Source organism: Stratiformator vulcanicus, from assembly GCF_007744515.1.
Classification (GTDB): Bacteria; Planctomycetota; Planctomycetia; order Planctomycetales; family Planctomycetaceae; genus Stratiformator; species Stratiformator vulcanicus.
This window is the reverse complement of the sequence record NZ_CP036268.1, coordinates 727676-747006: the sequence shown is the minus strand read 5'-3', so window position 1 is coordinate 747006 and position 19331 is coordinate 727676. Positions and strand designations below refer to the sequence as shown.

The following is a 19331-nucleotide window of genomic DNA, read 5'->3' as shown; positions in this document are numbered from 1 at the left end:
ACTGCCGCCTTTCATTACTGATACTCATTTCGCGATGCCCGACAAGTCCTCCACTCAATCCGGCCGGGTCTATATCGTCGGAGGTGGTCCGGGTGATCCTCGGTTAATTTCGGTTCGCGGTGTCGAGTGTTTGCGTGAAGCCGACCTCGTCCTCTACGACACGCTCGTCTCGCCCCTCTTGCTTCGCCACACAAAGGCGCAATGTGAACACGCGGGCCGCGAGTCCGGACCGGGCGGTCCACGAGTGAATCAGGACGAAATCAATCAACGCTTAATTTCCGAAGCCAAAGCCGGCAAGATCGTTGTGAGACTTAAGGGTGGTGACCCTTTTATATTTGGCCGCGGCAGCGAAGAGGCGGCGGCGCTGGCTGCAGAAGCGATTCCCTATGAAATTGTCCCGGGGATCACCGCCGCCGTTGCGGCAGCCGAGTATGCGGGAATTTCGTTAACGCATCGCAAGCACGCATCATCGGTCGCTTTCGTGACCGGTCACGAAGACCCTACAAAACCCGATTCGTCACTCGACTATCAGCAGCTTGCGACTTGGCCGGGAACGCTCGTGTTCTATATGGGACTTCACCGTTTGACGCAAATTTCTTCGGAATTAATTCGGCACGGCATGGCCGCCGAGACGCCTGCATGTGTCATCAGCCGCGGCGCACAAGCCCTGCAGCAAACCGTGACATCTTCCCTATCGACGATCGCCGAAGCGGCCCGTAACGCAAAGCTCGTCGCGCCGTCATTGACGATCATTGGTGATTGCGTTCGGCAGCGTGAAGCGATCTGCTGGTTCGAGCAGAAGACGCTGTTCGGTACGCGAATCGGCATCACGCGGCCGGACGGCCAGGCCGACGGAGCGATCAATCAAGCCCTGGAACTGGGCGCCGAACCGATCGTGATGCCGATGATCGAAATCGGTCCCCCGGCAGACTGGGCTCCGGTCGACGAGGCGATTAAGAAGCTGCCTGAATTCGACTGGCTTATTTTTACCAGCGCCAACGGCGTGCAGTATTTTCTGGACCGTTTAAGAACGCGCGACTACGATGCCCGTCGGCTGGCCGGGTTAAAGATCGCCGCGATCGGTCCGGCCACGGCGGCGGCTCTGACGGCCTATTGCCTCACGGCTGATCTCGTGCCCGACGAATATCGGGCCGAAGCCCTTGCCGGAGCATTAGAGCCAGAGGCCGCAGGTCGACGTGTTCTATGGGCCGGGGCCGACCGGGGGCGCGAGGTTTTGATCGATCGACTCACTTCGGCGGGGGCCGACGTGACAAAGGTTGCGACTTATCGCAACGTCGATGCCGACCGCTTTCCCGCCGACGCCGCGCGACTATTGCGAGCCGGAAAGATTCATTGGATCGGCCTGAGCAGCCCGTCGATCGCCCGGAACTTCGCGAACCTGCTCGACGATGAGATGCGATCCCACTTGGGCCAGACCGTCCGCCTCGCCACGATCAGCCCGGTCACGACCGCCGCGGCAAAAGAGGTCGGAATCCCCGTAGCCGCCGAAGCGACGACCTATACGTGGGACGGCATCTTCTCAGCTTTGCAGCGAGCGTAATTTACGTCTCGTCCATCGGCGCGACGTCGACCGAGACGCTCATGGTATGGTCGCCCCCGCCGATAAAGACGCCCGCCACCGGGCAGGTGTCGGCGTAGTCGCGACCGAGGGCCAGCGTGACATGGTCAGTCTTGGGGATCACATCGTTGGTCGGGTCGAAATCGACCCACCCGACCTCTTCGCCGCAATACAGTCCGACCCACGCATGGGAGGCATCAACGCCCACGAGTCTTGGCTTCCCCGGTGGCGGTAATGTGCGGAGGTAACCGCTCACGTACCGTGATGCGAGACCCAACGACCGCAGACAGGCGAGTTGGACATGGGCAAAGTCCTGGCAGACACCCGCGCGCTTTTCAAAGACTTCATCGACGGGAGTGCTGACCGTCGTCGCCCGCGTGTCGTATTTGAAGTCGGTGTGAATCCGCCGGGTAAGGTCGAGCCCCGCCTCGACGATTGGTCGATCCGGCAGGAATGACTCTTGGGCGTACGCCGTCGCCTGATCCGACATTGGAACCAGTGGTGAGCGAAATCGCAGCAGCGGCAGATCGTCCGACTTCAATTTTGGACCGGCCAATTCATCGCGGACCGATTCCCACGGCAAAGAAGTATTCGGCACTGACTTCGCGATCGGCGGTTGCACGGTGACGTCACTCACCGCCGTTACGGTCAAGCCGCTGTGAGCGTCCTGAATGGAAAAATAGTCGACGCGGTTGCCGAAGTAGTCTTGGTTGACCCAAGCGTCGGAGGGTTCCGGCGAAATAACGAGTCGAAAGAAATCGGTCGATTGCCCGGCCCGCTCACGCGGCGACAACCGGGCTCGATTGTGACAAACCGGTGACGGGGCAGAGTAGTTGAAGCTGGTCGTGTGCGTGATGCGATAGCGAACCGGTCCCGCTTCCGCAGGCACGGCCGTCGAACCGGTTGAATTCGCTTGAGGATCCGGCGTCATCCCGCGTGCTCCGGCTCTGAGAGTTGATGGGTCTTGCCGGTCAACTCGAGATAGCGATGCGCAACGACATTGTTCAACTTCGGTAGCGATTCGTCGATTTCGTCGACCAGTTTCTCCAGAGGAGCCTTGTCGCCGAGCCGACGTTGGTCACAAATCTTTTCCACATCGGCCATGCGGACCGCGTGCAACATCGACATCGCCAGTCGCTGATCGGACGAGTAGCCGCTGGCCGACTTCTCCCGCGGCAGCCGATCGACCTGCCGACAGATGTCGGCGAGTTGGTACGCCACACTCCTTGGATTCGATTCATCGGTCATCACGAGGTCGAACACGGCTTCGAGTTGCAGGCGAGCGAGGTATCGGGAGCGATAGGTCATCAGGCTGTCAGACAACTCCAAGCACACCTCGAGCAATTCGCCGCCTACATATTCGGGCTCGACAAGGCAGTTCCGAATGATGTTCAGCCCCTGCACCGAGCGTTCCATGCGGCGGCCCAGTTCGAGGAACGCGAACAACGTCGTGCGGGTGGTACTCTCGATGACCATCCCGCTGATCGCGGCCACGTCGATAATGAGCGCGTTGGACAAATCGAGCAGGTCAGCCGGGTCGGTCGCGGCTTTCTCAGCGCGGTGAAGACGTTCTTCGATCCGGATGACGCTCCGCCAGGTATCGGGCGAAAGGCGGTCTCGAGTGATGGTCGCCACGCGTTGCAGCCGGTTGAATATCCCTCGAAGCGTCCCGGGCCGACGGACATCGAACAGCCCGGACGAGAGGGCATCGGCCAGTTGAGGCACCAAATCGGGCACCGACTCATACATCATATCCGACCGCACCAATCCGAGTTCCGACAGCGCGCGGTAAATGGCCGGAAGTTCGGGAAGCTGGTCATCCGATCGCTCGCCGGAGAGTCGCGAGATCGCCGTCCGGACGAGCCGGGCGGCCGCGTCGAGCCGTTCGAGCTGACGTCCGAACCAGAAAATGTTTCCGGCGACACGGCTCGGCACGTCGACGCCGTCGCGCAACAGCGCGATCGATTCGTCGCCGCGGGGCAACAGCGAGGTGTGCTCGACCGGGCTGCTGCCGACGACCCAGGTATCTTTGCTCCCTTCGCCGGAAAGCAGCGAAACTTCAAGCTGATCGGTTTCGACCGAAGTGCGGGCCAAACCTCCGGGCATCACGTCATAGTCGTCGCCGGTCGCCACCAGATAGGTCCGGACCGCTATACGAGTCGGAGTGATCGAATTGGCGTTCCAGAGAGGCGCCGTCGAGCGATCGACTTTCTCCTGAGCAACGAACGCCGTCGGCTCGGCTTTAATCCGTTCGGCGAGCGCGGCCTTATCGAGATGCTTAATTTCTTCAATCAGCGAGGCATCTCGGCCTCGAAGACGAAATGCCGGTTTGATGTCGAGGCGATCCAGATTCTTCAGTACGTAGTCCTTCGATGCCGCTTCACCGCACCACCACGAGGCAACACCCGGTAGCTTTAATTCCTCGCCGAACAGAAAGCGGCACAACCGGGGCAGGAACGCCATGATCGCGGGCGACTCGACCAAGCCTGACCCGAGCGGATTGGCGACCGAAACACCGCCGCGCCGCACCGCGCTGAGCAACCCGGCGATGCCGCTGCTGGAATTCCCACCCAATTCCAAAGGGTCGCAGTCGTGGCTGGTCGGTCGGCGGAAGATGACGTCGACCATCCGCAGGCCGTCGAGCGTTTTGAGGTAAACCGCATCGCCGCGTACGGTCAGGTCGCCCCCTTCGGCGAGCGGGTAACCGAGATAGCGGGCGAGGTAGGCATCTTCGAAATAATTCCGGTGCGAAGGCCCGTTTGTCAGCAGCACGACCCGAGGATTCTCGCGGTTGCGGGGGGCCAGTTCGCCGAGCGTTTTCCGCATGTTCATGAAGAACGACGCGAGCCGCTGCACTTGGCAATCGCGGAATGGTTCGGGAAGCATTCGCGAGACGACGATCCGGTTTTCCAGCGCGAAGCCGAGCCCGGAGGCCGCTTCGGTCCGATCGGCCAACACCCACCACCGCCCGTCGGGGCTTCGTCCCAGATCACTGGAGAAGAACGGCAGCCAGTTCGATTCCGCGTTGAGGTGAGCGTGATAGGGCAGCCGGTATCCCGGATTTCGATAGATCGCCTCGGCAGGCATCACGCCCGCGGCGAGGATCGTTCGAGGTCCGTACAGATCGGCCAGGAGCGCCGACATCAAGCGAGCCCGTTGCTTAAGGCCCTCCGCGATCGCCCCCCATTCATCTTCGCCGACCAAAATCGGAAGCGCGTCCACACGCCAGGGTCGGGGTGTGTCGGACGGGTCGCCGTAGGCGGCGAAGGTGATGCCGTTTTCGTAGATCAGCCGCTGCGACCGATCCCAGCGACGTGACAGAACCCGTTCGCCGAGGCGGTCGACGATCGAGCGGAAACCGGTCCACGCCGAGCGAATATGCCCGGCGTTATCGATCATCTCGTCATAACGCCCCGCCGGTGCCCGGTAGGCGGACAGCGCCGAAGCCGCGGTCGCCGGATTCGAATTGGAGAGCGGAACCGGTGGCGGTGATGACAGCGCCTCCGGCGACGCAGCATCAGCCGGGGCGGAGGAGGCCGCCTGAGTCTGCCGCTGCTCTGTCATCGAATCGCTTCACGTCTGAGATCGAGCGTCATGGGGTAATCAGGATTCGCTTCGACAGGGGGAATTTCAACCGCTCCGCCCGTATGGCCGAAGTTGTGGAATCGCGTCCCCCGCCGGCTTTCCGCTTCCAAGGCGTTGATCGGGAAGGAATCGGGATTCAACCCGCCCGGATGCCCAACGTAATAGCGTCCGCCGCCGATCGAGCGTCCGTTCCACGTGTCGATCAGGTCGAACACTAGGGGGCCGGTCGCGGGAATCGTCGGGTGCAGGCAACTCGGCGGTTGATACGCACGATAGCGGATTCCGGCGACGTATTCGCCTTCGGTCCCGGTCGGATGCAGCGGCACGCGGCGTCCGTTGCAGGTCAGGATGTGTCGGCCGTCGGTCATTCCGCGGAGTTTGACCTGCATCCGCTCATTCGAGGAATCGACGTAACGGGCCGTTGCTCCGCCGGCCGGCTCTTCACCAAGGACGTACCACGGCTCAATCGCCTTTCTCAGTTCGACATGCACGTCACGCTGAGAGAACTCGCCAAGCCGGGGGAAGCGGAATTCCTGATGCGCGGCGAACCACTCTTTCTCGAGCGGAAAGCCCGAGCGCCGGCAGTCATCGATAACGTCTTCGAAGTCGCGCCACACGAAGTGCGGCAGCATGAAGCGATCGTGCAGCGAAGTATCCCAATCGACGAGCGGAACCTCGTAAGGTTGTTCCCAGAACCGGACGACCATCGAACGCAGCAGGAGTTGTTGCGTCAGGCTCATCCGGGCGTGCGGGGGCATTTCGAACGCGCGGAACTCAACGAGCCCGAGCCGACCCGTCGCGGTGTCGGGTGAGAAAAGCTTATCGATGCAGAATTCGGCGCGGTGCGTGTTGCCGGTCAGGTCAACCAGCAAATGCCGAAAGACGCGATCGACAAGCCAGGACGGATACTCGCGGCCCGACTTAATTTGCTCAAAGGCGATTCGAAGTTCGCTGATGGCATCGCCACGAGTTTCGTCAACCCGCGGAGCCTGACTGGTCGGGCCGATAAACTTGCCGCTGAACAAGTAGGACAGCGACGGGTGATTCTGCCAATACCCGACCAGACTTTTGAGCAAATCGGGGCGACGCAGGAAGGGGCTGTCCGCAACGGTCGGCCCGCCCAGCACGACGTGATTGCCACCCCCGGTGCCGGTGTGTGAGCCGTCGGTGTCGAACTTCTCAGTCCCGAGCCGCGTTTGCCGGGCTTCGTCGTAGACGCCCTGCGTGATCTCAACGAGTTCGTTCCAATCGTTCGCCGGGTGAACGTTGACTTCGAGCACGCCGGGGTCGGGCGTGACCTTAATATGTTCGATGCGGCTGTCTCGGGGCGGAAGATAGCCTTCCAAAACGACGGGCAGGTCCAATTCGGCCGCGGTATCTTCGATCGATGCGATCAGGTCGAGGAAGGGCTCGAGCCGATCGAGCGGCGGTAGGAAGAGGTGCAATTTGCCGTCACGCGGCTCAATGCACAGGGCCGTGCGGATAACCTCGTCGTCGAACTGGCTCGACCCCGCGCGACCGTCGCCGGGTGAAGAATGCTGCCCATTTTCGCGGCCGACCGGTTGTTGGTGACCGTTCGAGTCGCCGGGGCGGACGTCCGACCCGGGAGCCGCATCGCCGGAACCGACGCCCACGAGTTGTCGCAGTTGAGCCGGCGTCTGAGCCTGCGAGAGCCGATTCGTCGCGGTAACGCCGCCCGAACTAACGCTGTCGAATGCTGTTTGCCGCTGCAATTCCGACCGTGTCGGCAGTTCCTCGACGGCGTTCATCTGATCAAGTTCGTAATGCCGCGGCGAGTCGGCTGAGCCGCCCTCATAGAGCAACGATTCGAGCGGCAGGCGGTAGCCCATCGGCGAGTCGCCGGGCAGGAGGAACATTTCGTCCGATCGCACCACCCATTTCCCCGAGCGCCACGCCGGTTGCTGATTCCACCAACCGAATTGCAGCGGAAGCGCGACACCGACCGGCGCTGTCAGGCCCTGCTCGACGACCTTCGCGAAGCGGGTTCGTTCTTCTTTGCTTTCCAGCTTCGAATCGCTCAGGTCGACGTCTGCGGGCAGCCGTCGCTCACGCCAGGCGTAATAAAAGACATCTTCATAGCCGTTGATCGCGTGCTCGGGGTTCACGCCGAGCCGGGCCGCCAGAGCTTTCGCGAAGCGATCGGCATCGTCGGCGGTGTGTCCGTAGTTCACACCCTCTTTGGCGAAGAGTTCTTCGTTCTCCCAGATCGGCTCACCGTCTTTGCGCCAGAAGCACTGAAAAGCCCACCGCGGCAGTGGCTCGCCGGGATACCATTTGCCCTGACCATTGTGCAGTAGGCCGCCGGTCGAAAAGCGTTGCTTGAGCCGCTCCATCAGTTCGTGACCGAGTTTCCGCTTGGTCGGGCCGACGGCCGCGGTGTTCCATTCATCGCCGTCCTGGTCATCGATCGCGACGAACGTCGGTTCGCCTCCCATCGTGAGACGGCAATCGTGGTTCTTGAGGTGCTCGTCAACGACGTGCCCGAGCTTTTCGATCCGTTCCCACTGTTCTTCGGTGTATGGCTTGGTCACGCGCGGGTCTTCGAAGATCCGCGAGACCGACATCGAGAAGCCGAATTCGACTTCCGCCTGACTGACCCCTCCGCTAATCGGCGCAGCCGAGGTCGGCTCCGGCGTGCAGGCGAGCGGAATGTGACCTTCGCCGGTGAGTAACCCCGACGTGGGGTCGAGTCCGACCCAACCCGCCCCGGGCAGGAAGACTTCGGTCCACGCGTGCAGATCGGTGAAGTCCGCAACAGGCCCTTCCGGCCCATCGAGCGGCTTCTGGTCGGCAACGAGTTGAATCAGATAGCCCGACACGAATCGGGCGGCGAATCCGAGTCGGCGGAGCAGTGCGACGAGCAGCCAAGCGGAATCACGACACGAGCCGGAGCCCAACTCCAGCGTTTGCTCCGGTGTCTGGACGCCCGGCTCCATGCGGACGATATACCCGACGTGGTTCTGCACGGTTTGGTTGAGGTCGACAAGGAAGTCGATGGTGCGGCGGGGCGTGCGGTCGACGTCGGCGAGGATCTTTTCGAACTTCGGTCCGACCGGAACCTCCGCCAGATACGGCCCGAGGTCGTGAATATTTCCGGTGGAGTAGTCAAACGGGTAGTCCGTCGCCTGCGGTTCCAGAAAGAAGTCGAACGGGTTGATGGTCGTCATGTTAGCGACGAGATCGACTTCGATACTGAATTCGGTCGTCGGCTCAGAGAAGACGCACCGGGCCAGAAAGTTCCCGTACGGATCCTGCTGCCAGTTCAGAAAGTGGCCATCCGGTTTGACGGTCAGCGAATAGCTGTCGATCGGCGTTCGGCTGTGGACGGCCGGTCGCAGGCGGATCACCTGCGGCCCGAGGCTGACCGGCCGGTCGTAGGTGTAATGCGTACGGTGATTCAGGGCGACGCGAATACTCATAATTTTAACTGGAGATCATCAGGGGGAGTGGGAGGATGCGAAACGGCGTTCCGACATCTACCGGGCGAAAGAGGGTAAGTCCTACTGGATATTGCGCTCATCCCTGACTTTGAAATTGCGAAGAAGTCACTCGACTCTGAGGCGAGAAGAAATCGTCGCCGATTGCACCGCCTATATCGTTCAAACGCGTTTGGAGGCTGTCGATGTACTCGTGCAGCCCGATCCGAACGACGTCTTCGACCGATGTGTAGTCCAATTCCGTCCGGAGCCGACCGACTAACTTCTCCGATTCACACTGAAAGGTGCCGGGCTTGCTGCCGGTGATCTCCGACATCGACTCCTGCACGTTCATCAGACAGAAGTGGAACGATCGCGGGAACTCGCGATCGAGCAGCAGAAATTCGGCGACCTCGTTCGGCGTGATCCGCCCGTGACTTTTGCGATACATCGTCAGGGCATCGGCGGAGCGAAGTAGCGCCGACCAGCGAACGATGTCGATCGACGAACCGACGTCGGCGGCCGAGGGCAACAGGTGAAAGTACTGAACGTCGACGATCCGCGAGGTCTTGTCGGCCCGCTCCAATAAGCGCCCGATGCGATTGAAGTGCCACGCCTCGTTGTGCGACATCGTGCCGTAAGTCTGGCCGATGATGGTGTGACTGGCGATCCGCACACTGCGGCAGAAGCTCTGGGGGTCGGTGAAGGGGCCGTCCTGCCGGGCCGCCGATTTCACCAGCAGATAGAACGTATTGATCTGCTCCCACAATGGCGTCGGGATCGACTCGCGCACGCTGCGGGCGTTCTCACGAGCGGAGGCGACGCATGAAACGATGGAGTTGGGGTTTTCCTTTTCGAACGCGAGAAACTGCAAGACGGTTTCGCGATCCGCTTCCTGATGCAATTCCCGAAACAGGTCCTGATCGCCGGTCGTGTAAATGAGCGGCCACCATTGATTCGACGTCTCGTCCCCGTGCTCATTGAGCGCGAGGTTGTAATTGACGTCGATAAATCGGGAGTAATTCTCGGCCCGCTCGACATATCGGCTAAGCCAGTAGATTGAGTCTGCCACGCGACTGAGCATCAGGCATTCCCTCCGACCGGGCCAGTAGACTGTGACTGCGTTTGGGACCCGGACCCAGACTGTGATTGGGACTGAGCCTGCGACTGGCCCATTGTTTTACCGGACGAATTCTTCGGCGGCTTGAGCACCCACGTATCTTTACTGCCGCCACCCTGAGAGGAATTGACGACCATCGAACCCTCCCGCAACGCCACGCGAGTCAATCCGCCGGGCATCACGTAAACCTCTTTCCCCGACAGCACGAACGATCGCAGATCGACATGTCGCGGCTTCATCACGCCGTCGAACATCGTGGGGACGGTCGAAAGATTTAGCATCGGTTGGGCGACGAACTTGCGGGGGTGCGCCTTAATTTGCTCGGCACATTCGGCCAATTCGCTCTTGGATGAGTGCGGGCCGATCACGATCCCGTAGCCGCCCGACTCGCCGGTCGGTTTGACCACAAGCTCATGGATATGTTCCAGCACGTACTGTCGCTGCTCGGGGTCGTCGCAAAGATACGTCGGCACGTTGTTGAGGATCGGATCTTCACTGAGGTAGTAGCGGATCACCTCGGGGACAAAGGCGTAAACCGCCTTGTCGTCGGCGACGCCGGCACCCGGAGCGTTGGCGATCGTCACGTTGCCGGCATGGTAGGCCCGCATAATGCCGGGCACGCCGAGCGTCGAATCGGGCCGGAAGCACTCAGGGTCGAGGAAGTCGTCATCGATCCGCCGATAGATCACGTCGACCCGCCGCAGTCCGCGGGTCGTCCGCATATAAACGTGATCGTTTTCGACGACGAGGTCCGAACCCTGCACCAGTTCGACGCCCATCTGCTGGGCCAGGAACGTGTGTTCGAAGTAAGCGGAATTGTAGATGCCTGGCGTCAGCACGACGGCGAGAGGATTTTGCACCTTCGACGGAGCGCAGTCGATCATCATCTCTAACAGGCGTTCCGGATATTCCTCCACCGGCGTGACGGTCATCCCGCCAAATACCTTGGCGAGCGACCGCTTCATGATCTCGCGATTCTCCAGCACGTATGAGACGCCGGAGGGACACCGCAGGTTGTCTTCGAGAACGTAGAACTCGCCATCGGAATGGCGGATCAGATCGATCCCGCTGATGTGACACCACACACCCTGCGGCGGGCTGAAGCCCCGCATCTGGTCGCGAAGGCTTTTTCCGCTGTCGATCACCTCGCGCGGGACGACTTTGTCTTTCAGGATTTTCTGGTCGTTGTAGAGGTCGTCGACGAACATGTTGAGGGCACGAATGCGCTGCTCGATTCCGGCTTCGACCTGCTCCCACTGCGTTCCGTCGATGATGCGGGGGATGATGTCGAACGGCCAGACCTTTTCCGTCCCGTCCTCGTGGCCGTAAACGTTGAATGTGATGCCCAGGTTCTGCAGGTCAAGCTCGGCGGCCTTCTGCCGCTCCAGCAGTTCGTCGCGCGAGATCGTCCGCAGGCGATCAACGAACTCCTCGCAAATACCGCGAGGGTTCCCGTCATCGCCGAAAATTTCGTCGTAGCTATCAGACCGGTAAATGACGCTCTCCTGTCAATCAATTCCGCGCGATGCAGTCAGATCCGCGTGCTCTGTTAATCGTGGGTGATTGCGCCGGGCACGTGGAGGAACCAAGCCGAAAGCTGAAACGGCAGGCAAGTCTGCCACGCCACTGAGCGATCGCCCGCCGTCGAGTCCTGCTTCGCCAAAGCATACCAGAACAGTCATCGTAGGGCCGAACCTGTGCAGACGATGTTCCGCACAGAACCGAGAACGCCACTGTAGGGACTTTGACACAACAAATTTCGATCGGCACCGCCGTGCCGTCAACGATTTCCCGACATTCCGCCATTCAGGAACGCGGCGGGAAGAGAATCGGACGGTCAAAGCGAACTCCGCCTGCGTCGACGATATTCGTCGGACCAGACTGTCGCTGCAGAATCGATCGAACGAGCGCATCGCCTTTGTATAAGTTTTTGGGACCGAATGCGAATGGTCGATGCCGGCAGGTGCGGTTCGACTTTTCAAATTGGCCGAATTTGCCGGAAACGATCCGCCACTACTGGAAATTAAGTCACTGTCTGGTAACTTCGAATCTCCCAGAAATTTGGCGATCGTTCTTGATAATTCAGCGGGCCCGACATGAGCGACCTTTTCTACGTGGCGGTCGACGGCAAACCGGCCGGCCCCTTTGAAGTCGATGCACTTCCGGCCTTGCATCGGACGGGGCAGATTTCGCTGAAGAAGTCGACCTACGTGTTGCGGAAAGGGACTGAGCAATGGGTGCCTGCTCACGATGTGCCGGAGCTCCAACAGCTTTTTGCGCGCCTTTCTCAGGCGGCAAAGCGAAAGAAAAAGTCGATCGCGACCAACGGCGGAGCTGTCTCAACCGAAGCAGCCGGCTCAGCCGCGAACGTCCCGGTCGACCCGGAGTCACTGAAACCGAGCACCGCCGAAGGTCCGAGCGAGACAAACACCGGCGATCTCGGCGGTTCTGACCCATCGACGCATCACATCGACACGTCTTCGTCAGGCGACGCCCGCTCTGAATCAGAGCAGGAAATCTCGCGGCATGAAGCCGAAGAGGCGATCCGGCAAAGCGAACTCGCAGCGGAAATTCAGCCCGGCCAGATTTCAACGGCCGGGGGCAACGGGCCGATGATCGATTGGCCTCCGAGTACGTCAAAGGATTGGCTCATCACGGGCGGCCTTGCCGCTGCCGTGCTGCTCGGGCTCGGAGTTGCCGGGTGGGGAATCGTTTCGTGGTCCGGCGGCGACGCCCGCGACAGTCTTCGCACCGGGCCGCTGGATCAGATCGAAGATGTACTGACCTCGGATCCGGAGGGGACGGCCGACGAAAAGGACGATGCGTTCCAATCGATGTTCAAGCGGGTCGACGCAATCGTTGCGGAAATCGACCGGCTGGAACAGAAGAAAGACCAGGCGCGTCGGAATTGGACCGATCAGGCCAATCTCATCGAAACACGTGCCGGGCTGCATCCACGCGTCGAGGTCGCCCTTTCTTCCGGGCTGACAAAATCACGTTACACCGCGGAGATGGATGAGCTGTTTCGGGAAACGAAACACTTCCAATACTTCGCCCGGACATCCGACTTCGATGCCACCGTCGGCATTGCTCAGAATCAACAAACAACTGGAATAACGGGCGCAGTCGGAGGCCCGGTGGGAAACACGACATTGGCAGGCAGCGGCGAGCTCACCGCTGGTCAGCAACAGACGGCCGGGATTGCCGCCGGGACGGCAAGCAACAAGTTCGAGTCGTTTTCGGGCACGATATCGGGACCGGCCGAGGGCGCCGCAATGCTGGCGGAGGGTCGACAACTCATGCTCCGGCTCGGCGGGATTCGTTCCGACCTGGAGCGCGAGTTACGGGACGTTCAGGCGAGCGTGGAACGGCTCGTCCAAATGGCCGAGATGCTCGACCGTGTCCAGCGATCGGATTTTGTAATCGTCACCGGCGGGAACTCGGCGGTCGGGATCGCATGGGATCCGACCGGACGCGAGGGTGACCGTTCAGGCCGTTTCGTGGCCCGTGCCGTCAGCGACGATCAGGCCCGCTGGGCGATCCTCGCCGGTTATCGAAATCGCATTCCGGTCATCCGTGACCCTCGGCGGGAATTCCGCGACGGTCTCGCCACCTTGCGAGAAGATGAAGACGTCCCCGATGAATTCGCACGGGAACTGGCTCAACTTTGGAAGTCCTGGAGCTTTATCAAGTTGCTGAGCGATGACGCCATCGAATTTGCGGTGCTGAAGCGGTCGCTGTCGGATCGTTCCGAATTGGGGATTTTTCTCGGGGCCGATGACAATTCGTTGAGCATGCTGACGTCCCGCGGGGAGGTCAAAACTGTCAGCCGTCGCGATGTCGACGTCGGCTCGGCTCGAAAAGCCGAAGGGGAGAACATCCTCGATTCCGCCACATTCACAGACTTTGTCGATTACGCCCTATTGAATGTCGCCCACCGGTTGCGACGCACTGCTCCGGGGCACGTCCGCGTGTTGACCGAGGTCAGCATCAACTCTGCAGGCGGGGCCGAGAAAGACTGGTCGAAAGAAGCGATTGACGAAATTGCCAATTCGCCGCGAGCTCGCGACGTTCAATTTCGTAAGGCAATGCTCGCGACATTCCTCTTCCGTCGGAGTCTTCCTCTGGTGAGTGCAATTCAGGAAATCCGCGACACGGTCGGCGAGCGTTTGGCGCGACTCGGGATTCCTCGCGCTACGCCGTCCGATTCTCTGCACGACTTGCTGCAGGAGGAGGGAGTCACCGCGATTCGCGACGCAACCGGCACCCACCGTGATTCCGCCAATCAGACCGAAGGCTTTCTCGCCTCGGCCTCACACGTCTTGTCGGTCGCCGTAAGTCCGTCATCGGGTGGAGCGCCCTACCACCTTAGTTTTCGGCTGATTAAAACGACGACCGGGGAGGTCGTTTGGCAGGGAGCGGCCGATCGGTGTATGCCTCCGCCCAGTCTCCCGGTTCAATTTCATCTCGACTCCGGCAATCTCTCGATCGCGACAGTTAAAGAAGAATTTCGTGAAGATTTCCGCGGCGCAGAAGTGCCGCCGCTGCTCGGTTATGCCCGAACTCCGGAGGCCCCGGCCCGGCATCTCGTCTACGTTGAAGAAGAGGGCGACGCAGAACGTGGAACCGAAATGTGGTACCGCACTCCGTTTTACTCTCTCGATAAGGAAAACCACCGTGTCCCCCGCGATCAAATCGCGGAAATCGAGTCGATCGAAAACGCGCTCGACCGATTTCTGATTACGAGTCGCCGACATGATGATGATAAAGATCTCGCGCTGCGATATGTGATGAACCAGCTCCTGCGGAAGACGCTGCCGCGAGCCAGTCGGGCTCGATTTATTCGGGAGGGAGAGTACGTCGTCGACCTCGGACGCAGTGACAAAATTCAGATCGGCGATCGGCTCCGCGTCTTTCGTCCCTCCGGGGCCGCGCGTGCGGACGCAGACAGTTTTCAGTCGCTGGGAAGCGACAGCAGCGGACTACCCGGCCGCTACCTGGCAACCTTGTTAAAGGTAAAAGAAATTCAGGACCGTCACGCCATTGTTACAGTGGAACCAAATGGGCTTGAGGCATTCTGGCAGCCCGACGAAATTCGCCCCGAAGACATCGTTGTCACACGCGACTATTCAACGACGATCCTCGGATTCATTCCTCCGATCTACTACGACCCGCTGCCGACCTACCCAATCTATCTCCGGGCGAATCGACTCGATCCAAGGCCGGGAGCGGAAAACTTCGAAGTTAAGAAACAGAAGTTCTTTGACTTTGTGAATCGAGTTCGCCAGACGACCGTCGCGGCCAGCGGCCAGTTGACGTCGATCTTCGGAGGCCGCTTCGACAAACTCGGTATCCGGTATCGACGTGTCCCGGACCCCAACCGTGGCGGTAACAATTCGGGCCGTTCGTCCGTAGGACGTCGGTCGATCGGGACCGACGAAGTTAAATTAGTCAACACATTGAGGGAGGACGGCGCCACCCATGTCATCGGCGCGAAAATTCTTCCATATGACTACAAACGCTATGTCGTCGAACTCGGCGTGATCCCGCCCAACATTAATGTTGACGTCGGAGCCGAATTCACAGAGCTATTTCAATTCACGGTCGATGACAAAGACTTGGGCCTTGGCAATCGCTAAAGGCCTCGCTGCTGCGATTGCCGCAAAGTGCTATTAAGATCGACACCACTACACTTGTGTGTCGTTATAGCGATCGCAAATTTGACCGCCGCCTTCGGCCTGTCACTCGGCCTTCGATAGTGTCATCCGTCCGATGACAAGCCCCCGTGCGTGGGCCCATTCGAGTGCCGTTTGAGCGCCCGCCGGTGGTGACGCCCCAGACGCGCAGCTTTCCGACAATTGGCTCAACTCGTGATCGGTCGAATCGGTCACGCTGACTTCGGGCTCAAGCAGCATCGCGACAGAGTCGGGAGCGGGTCGGTACCACACCACATCAACCTGACATCCGGACGCGACAAAACTGGCGATCCGATCGGTGATTTTCAGGGGCAGCGGGAGCCCGCCCAGGTCGTCGTCATTCGACTTCAGATGGAACGGGTCGTTGCTGAGCCGCTCCCGATTTCCATAGGCAACAAACCGGCCGACGATCTCTTTCCCCTCTGTACGACTCAGGTCGGCAAACCGAATTTTGAATTCCGTCAATGATGTTTCACGAGCGTCCGATGCAGCTCTTGCTATGTTAGAGAAAGCTTCAGCCTCGTAAACGAGATGCTCGGGGGGACGAAAGAAATGACTTGTCTCCGCGTTATCGTCGACGAAAGCGGCCCGAATCGTTGAGGGGCCGGTCAACTTAATCTCAACCTTCTCCCGGTAGATCGGCACCGTCTGCCGTTGCTCCGCGATATCGGAGTCGAGTACGACTTCCGGCGGCACAACGGGGATTTCCGACGTCGTTACGTCCGAGGCATTCGACGTCGTCGTGAGCGAGGGCGAGATCGCTGCTAAATCCTCCTCTGGAATTTCGATACCGACGAGATCACGCACATCGAAAAAAACGCGATACCGCCTTTTTGCGGCGTCCCCTTTTGGAACGATCCTTAACACACCGCGATCAACAAAGTACCCCCACCCATGCTGATGCAGCACCCGTCGGAAAATTTCGTGCAGCGGTCGTGGCGGCAATTTTAGTTCGATCTCGACTCCGGAATAGACACCCTCCCTCTTCAACGCGGCTTCGTCGATATCGAGCCCGAGGCGCAAAACGTCGTCGAACGCGTCAAGGCTTTGCCTGAGCGGCATCCCGTCGAAATTCGTCCGAACCAACTGAAACAGCTTTTCGTAGACCGGCCGGTCGGCGGGATCACAAAACCCCCGACACATCTCCCCCTCCACCAGCGCCTTCAAAGGTTCGACATCACTGCTTCTCCGGCGGCCGTTCAGATCTTTCATCACCGCGATCTGTTGATCGAGAGTTCCGGTGACGATTAATTCGTGTTCTCCCGGCTCAACGGAGAACGAAGCGTCCGAAGGTTCCCGTCGTCCCCACGTCGAAGGAAGCGACGTTTGGATCGATTCGGCCAATTGCTCAGTACGTGCAGCCGATGTCGTCGACATGCTCCATACCGTCGCGCAGAGCGTCACAATGGCCACAGTCGCAGCAAGAGTTAAATACTTTGACGTCTTTCGAATGCCGCGCCATCGTTCTTGAGCCCACTGGGAAACCTGAACGACGAAAGTCTTTCTCGACCTGCCACGCTTAACCGCTTCTTCAACGTCTTTAACTAAGCGCCTGCGGGACTCTTTCTTACCTAATCTGTAAGCCTCAATGAAGTGAAGGCCGGTAACAGCATACCTTAATTTCTTTTCGCGAAAGCTCTTGAGTTTATACGTGACAATCGGGAGTTTTTCCTCGACCGCAATTTTAATTTCCCGCTGAACATGCACTGATTGATCGGCATCGCGGGATAGCACCAGTACGACTGCACGGACTTCTTCGAGCGCAGAGACCAATTTTTCCTGCCAGTCATCGCCGGCACTGATGCCGGTTTGGGAGAAAAAACTGGGGAAGCCTTCTCGTTGCAGCAACTGGGAAATCTGCGTTGCATCCTCCAGATCAACTGACGAAAAGCTGATGAATACATCGTGATCCGGACACTCGATTCCGTCGCCTTCGAGCAACGCCCGACATCGACTGCATCGTTCCGGCCGGACCTGGGCGTAACCTGAAGTGCGAATCCGCTGTCCGCACTTGCGACAGATGAAAAGCTTTGCCATTTCGCCCCCGGCAATCCCTGAAAGACATGTCGGCAAAGACCGTATTCTCGTGGGTTCATACGTTCAAGTCCAGCCGTCTGTAAATTAAAATGGCCAGCATTCATCGGCTTTTCCAAAATACTTCGTGGTTCTCGCCCCTGCTCGTCAAAGAACTTTTCGTCCGTCGGTCGCACAATGTAGTGAGAGTTTGGTTTGCCGCCGCCGCGGCGGTTGCTCAGAGTGGCAATCAACAACAACAGGTTTGCAACTCGGACCTCGCACTGCGTTTTCGGTCCTACCCTCTCCCGCAATACCGCGACTGTCGGCCGAAGGCCGGTCCGCTTCGGAGAACTTCAATTGATCGTCGCTACCGAAACTTCGTCCGATGTCGGGCAGAAAAGAATCCTACTGGTTGACGACTCCGCCGATCAGCGGGGTTTCGTTCGAGTGCTCCTTGATCAGGGCGATCGAAAATTTGTCGAAGCATCCACCACCTCCGAAGCTCTGGAGTTGATCGAACACGGTGAATTTGATCTTGCGATCATCGACCTGACGATGCCAGAGATTTCGGGCTTCGAGTTGGTCCGTCAGTTCCGGCAGCGCTTCAGCATTGGCGAATTGCCGATCGTCGTCTATTCGGCAAGTGCCGATACCGACTCGATCGTGAAGGCTCTTCATGCCGGGGCGAATGACTTTGTGACGAAGGGGACTGACGCCGAGATTTTGAATGCCCGCGTCAGGCAGGCACTCGAACTCCGCAACTCGACCGTCGCGCTGCGACAGGCGAACACGCTGCTGGCGGAGCGGCAGGCATCGATCAATACCGACTTTCGGGCGGCTGCCAGTTTGCAGCGTTCCCGGCTCCCGGCCGAAGACACGACCTTCTCAAATCTCGATGTCGGATGGTCATTCGATCCGTGCGATATTCTCGGCGGAGATTTACTCGGAGCCTGCCAGGTCGATGAAACGAAATCGGCGTTCTTCGTGCTCGACGCGACCGGCCACGGCATCGCCTCCGCACTTCAGGCGGTCTCCGCGCATCAACTGTTGCAGGTCACGTTCGACGACTCATGCATTATTACCGAAGAATCCCCGAAAAATTGGTGGAATCTTCTCAACTCGGATCGGCCCCCAGTCAGAGCCGCCGATCCTGCGGCAGTGCTCTCAAGGCTCACGCGGCGGTTCGCGATGAACGAGACGGCCATGTTTTTTACGCTAGTCTATTTACTGATTGATCACGAAAGCGGCGAGTATTCTGTCTCGTTAGCGGGGCACCCGGCGCCGATCCTGTTTGACGCCAAGGGCGAGACACGGCAGCTTGAATTCGACGGCATTCCTCCGATCGGGATCGCACCGTCGACCCCGGCCGGGACGGCTCCAATTCCCACCTTCGAGGGACAACTCAAACCTGGTGAAGGACTGCTACTCTTTAGCGACGGAATTACCGAAGCTTTCGGACTTGAGGGCGAGATGTTGACCCCGGCAGGTTTGGAGAAACTGGTCAGCAAGCATTCCGGCTTCCCCTCATCAGAACTGACCGCGGCAATCTTGGGAGCGGTCGACTCATACTCCGGAGCGTCGTCCGCCGACGATCGCACCTTGCTGGCCGTCAAATTTCTCGGCAGCCCGGAACACGGTTGGTGATCCGTTTGCCGGCCGATCAATCGTTTTGAGTCTGATCTCGAAACATGCTCTATCGGGACAATTCGGTGTCGATATTCTGTGTAGCGGCGCGACCGAATAGGGATCAACTGGGGGCGTTGTCAAAGGGAATATCAGTCGGAAACGCCGACCGAATCGCGGAAGCGCTAGAGCAATGTGGGCAGCCGCGGTAATCTCGTAGCCTATGCCCGGCGCCGCACGGTGCCGATTTGAAATCGACGAGTACGGCGGCGTCC

Annotated in this window: 9 protein-coding genes; 3 read left to right on the top strand and 6 right to left on the bottom strand. The window is 59.5% G+C overall.

Going from position 1 to position 19331, the window contains the following annotated elements; translation table 11 throughout:
• Window positions 1-34 precede the first annotated feature (34 nt).
• On the top strand, window positions 35-1561 hold the full coding sequence (gene cobA / locus Pan189_RS02690; RefSeq protein ID WP_145362425.1) for a uroporphyrinogen-III C-methyltransferase: 1527 nt from the start codon (window positions 35-37) through the stop codon (window positions 1559-1561).
• Between the two features lies 1 nt (window position 1562).
• Here the strand turns inward: cobA and Pan189_RS02685 are convergent, their stop codons facing one another.
• The 5 genes from Pan189_RS02685 to Pan189_RS02665 form a co-directional block, all read right to left on the bottom strand.
• Window positions 1563-2510: a transglutaminase family protein gene (locus Pan189_RS02685; protein ID WP_145362424.1), complete on the bottom strand. Its 948-nt coding sequence runs from the start codon at window positions 2508-2510 to the stop codon at window positions 1563-1565.
• Window positions 2507-5143 carry a circularly permuted type 2 ATP-grasp protein gene (locus tag Pan189_RS02680; RefSeq protein WP_145362423.1) on the bottom strand — a complete coding sequence of 879 codons (2637 nt, stop codon included), beginning with the start codon at window positions 5141-5143 and terminating at the stop codon, window positions 2507-2509. The genes Pan189_RS02685 and Pan189_RS02680 overlap by 4 nt, the downstream gene beginning before the upstream one ends.
• Window positions 5140-8604, bottom strand: a complete 3465-nt coding sequence (locus tag Pan189_RS02675; protein ID WP_145362422.1) for a transglutaminase family protein — start codon at window positions 8602-8604, stop codon at window positions 5140-5142. Before Pan189_RS02675 ends, Pan189_RS02680 begins: the two co-directional genes overlap by 4 nt.
• A 97-nt stretch (window positions 8605-8701) precedes the next feature.
• Window positions 8702-9685, bottom strand: coding sequence for an alpha-E domain-containing protein (locus tag Pan189_RS02670; protein WP_145362421.1), 984 nt, complete (start codon window positions 9683-9685; stop codon window positions 8702-8704).
• A complete protein-coding gene (locus Pan189_RS02665; RefSeq protein WP_310821333.1) occupies window positions 9685-10944 on the bottom strand; it encodes a circularly permuted type 2 ATP-grasp protein in 1260 nt (419 codons plus the stop codon). Before Pan189_RS02665 ends, Pan189_RS02670 begins: the two co-directional genes overlap by 1 nt.
• A gap of 873 nt (window positions 10945-11817) precedes the next feature.
• On the opposite strand from Pan189_RS02665, the gene Pan189_RS02660 reads away from it, so the two are divergent.
• Window positions 11818-15360: a DUF4339 domain-containing protein gene (locus Pan189_RS02660; protein WP_145362419.1), complete on the top strand. Its 3543-nt coding sequence runs from the start codon at window positions 11818-11820 to the stop codon at window positions 15358-15360.
• 102 nt (window positions 15361-15462) lie between these two features.
• Here Pan189_RS02660 and Pan189_RS02655 read toward each other — a convergent pair whose 3' ends face one another.
• On the bottom strand, window positions 15463-17454 hold the full coding sequence (locus Pan189_RS02655; RefSeq protein ID WP_145362418.1) for a toll/interleukin-1 receptor domain-containing protein: 1992 nt from the start codon (window positions 17452-17454) through the stop codon (window positions 15463-15465).
• Between the two features lie 336 nt (window positions 17455-17790).
• On the opposite strand from Pan189_RS02655, the gene Pan189_RS02650 reads away from it, so the two are divergent.
• Window positions 17791-19077 carry a PP2C family protein-serine/threonine phosphatase gene (locus Pan189_RS02650; protein WP_310820990.1) on the top strand — a complete coding sequence of 429 codons (1287 nt, stop codon included), beginning with the start codon at window positions 17791-17793 and terminating at the stop codon, window positions 19075-19077.
• Window positions 19078-19331: the final 254 nt, after the last annotated feature.

Bases quoted from the DNA above. Each gene is read 5' to 3' on its own strand.
- Pan189_RS02670 (WP_145362421.1), bottom strand. From the start codon at position 9,685: ATGCTCAGTCGCGTGGCAGACTCAATCTACTGGCTTAGCCGATATGTC.
- Pan189_RS02655 (WP_145362418.1), bottom strand. From the start codon at position 17,454: ATGGCAAAGCTTTTCATCTGTCGCAAGTGCGGACAGCGGATTCGCACT.
- Pan189_RS02680 (WP_145362423.1), bottom strand. From the start codon at position 5,143: ATGACAGAGCAGCGGCAGACTCAGGCGGCCTCCTCCGCCCCGGCTGAT.
- Pan189_RS02675 (WP_145362422.1), bottom strand. From the start codon at position 8,604: ATGAGTATTCGCGTCGCCCTGAATCACCGTACGCATTACACCTACGAC.
- Pan189_RS02685 (WP_145362424.1), bottom strand. From the start codon at position 2,510: ATGACGCCGGATCCTCAAGCGAATTCAACCGGTTCGACGGCCGTGCCT.
- cobA (WP_145362425.1), top strand. From the start codon at position 35: ATGCCCGACAAGTCCTCCACTCAATCCGGCCGGGTCTATATCGTCGGA.
- Pan189_RS02660 (WP_145362419.1), top strand. From the start codon at position 11,818: ATGAGCGACCTTTTCTACGTGGCGGTCGACGGCAAACCGGCCGGCCCC.